Source organism: Bacillus sp. JJ664 (genome assembly GCF_036962205.1).
Lineage (GTDB): Bacteria > Bacillota > Bacilli > Bacillales > Bacillaceae_G > Gottfriedia.
The window spans coordinates 1,633-6,606 of the sequence record NZ_JBALMS010000137.1 but is presented as its reverse complement, the minus strand read 5'-3'; the positions used below and the strand labels follow the sequence as shown (position 1 = coordinate 6,606).

Below are 4,974 nucleotides of genomic sequence, written 5' to 3'. Positions count from 1 at the left end.
GAATCATTCTTGTCTTTTATTAGGTTACGGAATGTTATTTAATCATTCCTATGATGCAAATGCAGATTATGAAATCAATTTTGACAATCATACTTTTGAATTTTATGCTTATAAAGATATAAAAGCTGGCGAAGAAATATTAATTAATTACAATGGTGATATGGATAACACAGATCCATTATGGTGGGATAAAGATTATAAAGGTGATGATGAAACCAATTAATTCTTAGAATTAATTGGTTTTTTTTGATAATTAAGCTTGGGTATTGTGCTTTTACTAATGCTCTTTTTTAACTCAATAAAATTGTTATGTAAACTAAATAACGAATAAATCCTACTTCAAAATTTCAATCTACTTATTCTAAACATCATACATTCATTTTTCAAAATAAAAAACCAAAATCAAAGATTTTGGTCTATAAATTTATCGCTCCATATGCTAATGCCGCAAATACAATAATGGCTGGATGTATTTTTTGTTTTTCCATTAACAAAAAGGTACATAACGCTATAAAAATTACTTGTAAAATTCCAATCTCCTGTATAGATTCCGAAAATGATTCAAATGTGAGTAGTCCAAGTAAAACGACGATTGTGGGTTTAACATAAGATGTCATTCTCTTTACTCGAATTGATTGACGATTTTTATAAAGAATGCTCATCATTAATATCATTAAAAATAGTGAAGGAATGACCGTTGCAATTACAGCGACAATAGTTCCAAATGGTCCAGCAACTTTATAGCCAATATATCCAGCCATTTTGGTAGCAATTGGTCCTGGTAATGAATTCCCCATTGCAAATGCTTCTTGAAAATCTTGTGAAGTAAGCCAATGATGTCGATTAACAACATCATTTTTGATTAATGGAATTGTAGCTGGCCCACCACCATATCCTAGTAAATTAGTTATAAGAAAAGAAAGAAACAGCTTCCAATATATGATCATGATGCCTCTCCCTTATCCGGTTTACTATTTGAGGAGGATTTTTCTACTGGTTGGAAAACAGCAAATAATAACAAACAAGCTATTATGATACCGGGATGTATATGTAAAAATTGGATTAAGATCAATCCAACAATTAAATGAATAATGATCGTTGGTGTTTTTAATCCAATTTTTGAACTCTTGTAAAATTGCCATGTTAATACACCAAGCATAACTCCAACAACAGGGACGATGGATTCCTTCATCCCATTTACCCATTTAATATCTTTAAAAGATGTTAAGGTTGTAAGTAGCAAAATCATTAATATAATCGTAGGTAAAATAGTTGCAAGAACTGCGTTAATCATTCCTATAATACCTCCGATTCGATAACCAATATAACCCGCTAATTTCGTATTAATTGGTCCCGGAAGCATATTTCCAATCGCCAATACATCTGAAAACTCCTCATCCTTCATCCATTTAAACGTTTCAACAACTTCTTTATATATAAGTGGTATTGTTGAAGGTCCGCCACCATAACCAAGAATACTACTGCGGAAAAAAGCAATGAATATATCTTTTTGTTTCATTTAATCTAGTCCACTTCCTTTTACCAACTAGCGATACTTCCATCCGTTCTAGATTCAGTACCGCCCATTAACACGCCAGTTTCGTTGTTTCTCCAAATAATTTGACCACGTCCAAAACCGCCTGTATCTTTTGCAATTTTAATGTCATGGCCTTTTTCTATTAACTGTTTAACAATTTCATTCGGGAAATTTGGTTCAACTTCTATCTGTTTCCCCTCTATCCATTGCCATCTTGGTGCATCTAGTGCCTCTTGAGGATTTAAATGAAAATCAATACTATTCATGATTACTTGTACATGGCCTTGCGGTTGCATGTACCCACCCATTACACCAAATGGTCCGATTGCTTTATTATTCTTTGTTAAGAATCCAGGAATAATCGTATGATATGTCTTTTTTCCACCTTGAAGTGCATTTGCATCTAGTTCATTTAAACTAAAGTCATGGCCCCTATTTTGAAGCGCGATACCAGTTCCAGGCACAACAATACCGGAACCAAATCCCATATAATTGCTTTGGATAAATGAAACCATATTCCCCTCACTATCAGCAGTTGCTAAATACACCGTACCTCCACTTGATGGCTTACCTGGGGTTGGGAGACTTGCAGATTCATTTATTTCAGAATATCGTGCTTTTCCATATTGTTCACTTAATAACTCATCAATTGTCACCTTCATAAAATTTGGATCGGTGATATATTCTTTTCCACATGAGAAAGCCAATTTCATCGATTCTAATTGTTTATGATATGTAGATATAGATTCTTTCTCGGTAAACTGTTCATTTTTTAATATATTTAATGCCATTAATGCAACGATTCCTTGACCACTAGGAGGAATTTCCCACACGTCATAACCTCTGTACTGAACACTAATTGGGTTTACCCATTTAGGTTTAAATGTCATTAAATCTGTCTTTGATAAAAATCCGCCATACTCTTTACTTGAAGCAACAATTTTATCAGCAAGTTCTCCTCTATAAAACGAAGCTCCATTTGTATTTGCAATACTTTCTAATGTATTTGCATGATCTATTGATGACCACATCTCCCCTACTTCAGGAGCACGTCCATTAGGTGCAAATATTTCAAACCATGCCTCAAATTCTAAAGATGTACATTCTTTTTTATATATTTCAAAAGCTCTTTTCCAAAACTTTCCTAATGTTGGTGAAACGGGAAAGCCATTTCTTGCGTAGTCAATTGCAGGCTTTAAAACTTCTTTTAGTGATAAATTACCAAAGCGTTTTGAAAGTTCAGCCCAACCTGCAGGAGCACCAGGTACTGTAATTGGGATCCAACCAAATTTAGGCATTTTATCGTATCCTAATTCCTTTAACTTTTCAATTGAAATATCCTTTGGTGCAGGTCCGCTTGAATCTAAACCATACAATCGGTCCTTCATCCAAACTAATGCGAAATTGTCTCCACCAATTCCATTTGAAGTTGGCTCTACTACCGTTAAGCACGCAGCTGTAGCAATTGCAGCATCAACTGCATTTCCTCCCATTTTTAATATATCTAAACCAGCCTGAGCTGCTAATGGTTGGGAAGTCGCAACCATTCCATTCCTTGCATAAACAACATTACGATTTGATGGGTAAATTTGATTCATACTTTTCATTTTTGATAACATGCATTTTCCTCCATACTACTAAAAATGTGTGAATTATTATGTATAAACAAAACAAATGATTTCTTATAATACATTCGACAATTTTTGTCTAAACCCTACTCATAAATAAAAGGATCTTATAAAAGATCCTTACTTTATCTATTCAGTTGACTTTAATATATCAAGTATATTATTCCGATCAATTTTCTTCTTTTTATGCCTTCCAAGCCCAATTACTTGTTCTCCAAATTTACTCTGTAGTTTGTGTAGTGTTTCAAATAATGGTTCTTGTCTTGCATCTTTTTCAAAGGAGAAAAGGTCTAATTGTTTTGACACTTCATCGACTGGGTTTAACTGTGACATCGTTACCCCTATTAATCGTAAAGGTTCACCATTCCAATGTTTTTTCCAAAGTTCCATTGCTTCCTTAAAGATTTCAGATCCATCTTGAATAGGTGATATTAATTTTTTACTTCTATTAATTGTTTTACGGTCTCTGAATCGAAGAGTGATTGTTAAAGTATCTGCAATTAATCCCTTTTTCTTTAATTTATCACCAACCCTATTTGACAGGTTTTCGAATTTTTCAGCTATCGTTGGTTCTTCTATAATATCAGTGGAAAATGTTGTTGAATGTCCAATTGTTTTATAAGAAAGCATACGACTTGGATCGACATCACGCACATCAATTCCATTTGCTTTGTTTCTTAAAGAAATTCCATTGATTCCAAGTAACTCATGTATTTTCTCTTCATTAGATTTCGCTAAATCCTCTATTGTAAAAATCCCAATTGAATGTAATTTTTCTTCAGTTTTAAGTCCGACTCCATTCATTTCTCCTACTTTTTTTGGCCATAGAATAGAAGGTACATCTCTTTTACGAAGTACTGTAATGCCAAGTGGTTTTTTCATATCAGAAGCAGTTTTGGCCAGAAATTTATTTGGTGCAATACCGATACTACATGGTAGATCCAACTCTTGTAGTAGCATCTTCTGAATTGATTCAGCAATTTGAATCGGATGTCCAAGATCCTCACAATCTGTAATATCGATATATCCTTCATCGATTGAAGCTACTTCTACTTTTGGACTAATTGAACCAAGTTTTTCAAATATTTGTCTTGAAACTTTTCGATATAATTCATGATTTGGAGTTTTAACAATCATCTCAGGGCATTTTTTTCTAGCTTCCCATAATGGCATTGTAGCTCTAATTCCAAGAGCGCGCGCCTCATAACTTGCCGTTACAATAATCCCTCTTCGTTCCTTCTCATTACCTGCCACTACAACTGGTTTTCCTTTTAATGATTGATCATTTGCAATTTCCACTGAAGCAAAAAAAGAGTTCATATCAACATGTAAAATAACCTTACCACTCTTAGGGGCCCAAGAATTCATTGCTACACCTCCAATACAAAATATATCTATTCATTATCCTACCACATTAAGGAAAAGAGATTAAATATAGTGAATACATTAAAAACATATAATAAGGTTCAATTTACATTTCTAGAATAATATGTATTTGTGTATGGCAAGCAAGCATACTAGAGTCGAATTCAAAATTCTTTTGTATTAGAAGAAATAATTAGGATTGTCTTTATTTCAAGTAGTTGAATGGAAGAACTTGGATAAGACTATACTTATATCATAAGTGTAATCTTATCCCTTAGATAAGATTATGTTCTTATTTTAAGTGGTTATGTCATCTTTAAATTAAGATTGTATTTTATTTCAAGAAGTTGAATGGAACGGAAGGATGCTCGACTCCTATGGGAGTTGCGGGAAAGCTGAGACCCCACAGGAGGCCCACAGGAAGTGGGTCATGCATGCGTTACG

Annotated in this window: 5 protein-coding genes; 1 reads left to right on the top strand and 4 read right to left on the bottom strand. The window is 33.6% G+C overall.

Annotated features, from left to right (window positions below):
• The coding region (locus V7056_RS17960) for an SET domain-containing protein-lysine N-methyltransferase (protein WP_499703771.1) at positions 1–223 on the top strand (223 nt) is incomplete at its 5' end.
• Positions 224–416: 193 nt separating this feature from the next.
• Here V7056_RS17960 and V7056_RS17955 read toward each other — a convergent pair.
• From V7056_RS17955 to V7056_RS17940, 4 genes are all read right to left on the bottom strand, one after another.
• A complete protein-coding gene (locus V7056_RS17955; protein ID WP_499703781.1) occupies positions 417–944 on the bottom strand; it encodes a chromate transporter in 528 nt (175 codons plus the stop codon).
• Positions 944–1,519: a chromate transporter gene (locus V7056_RS17950; protein WP_499703770.1), complete on the bottom strand. Its 576-nt coding sequence runs from the start codon at positions 1,517–1,519 to the stop codon at positions 944–946. The genes V7056_RS17955 and V7056_RS17950 overlap by 1 nt, the downstream gene beginning before the upstream one ends.
• A 20-nt stretch (positions 1,520–1,539) precedes the next feature.
• Positions 1,540–3,144 (bottom strand): gamma-glutamyltransferase, encoded by a 1,605-nt coding sequence (gene ggt / locus V7056_RS17945; RefSeq protein WP_499703780.1) that lies wholly within the window; start codon positions 3,142–3,144, stop codon positions 1,540–1,542.
• A gap of 150 nt (positions 3,145–3,294) precedes the next feature.
• Positions 3,295–4,533, bottom strand: coding sequence for a DNA polymerase IV (locus V7056_RS17940; RefSeq protein ID WP_499703769.1), 1,239 nt, complete (start codon positions 4,531–4,533; stop codon positions 3,295–3,297).
• Between the last annotated feature and the right edge of the window lie 441 nt (positions 4,534–4,974).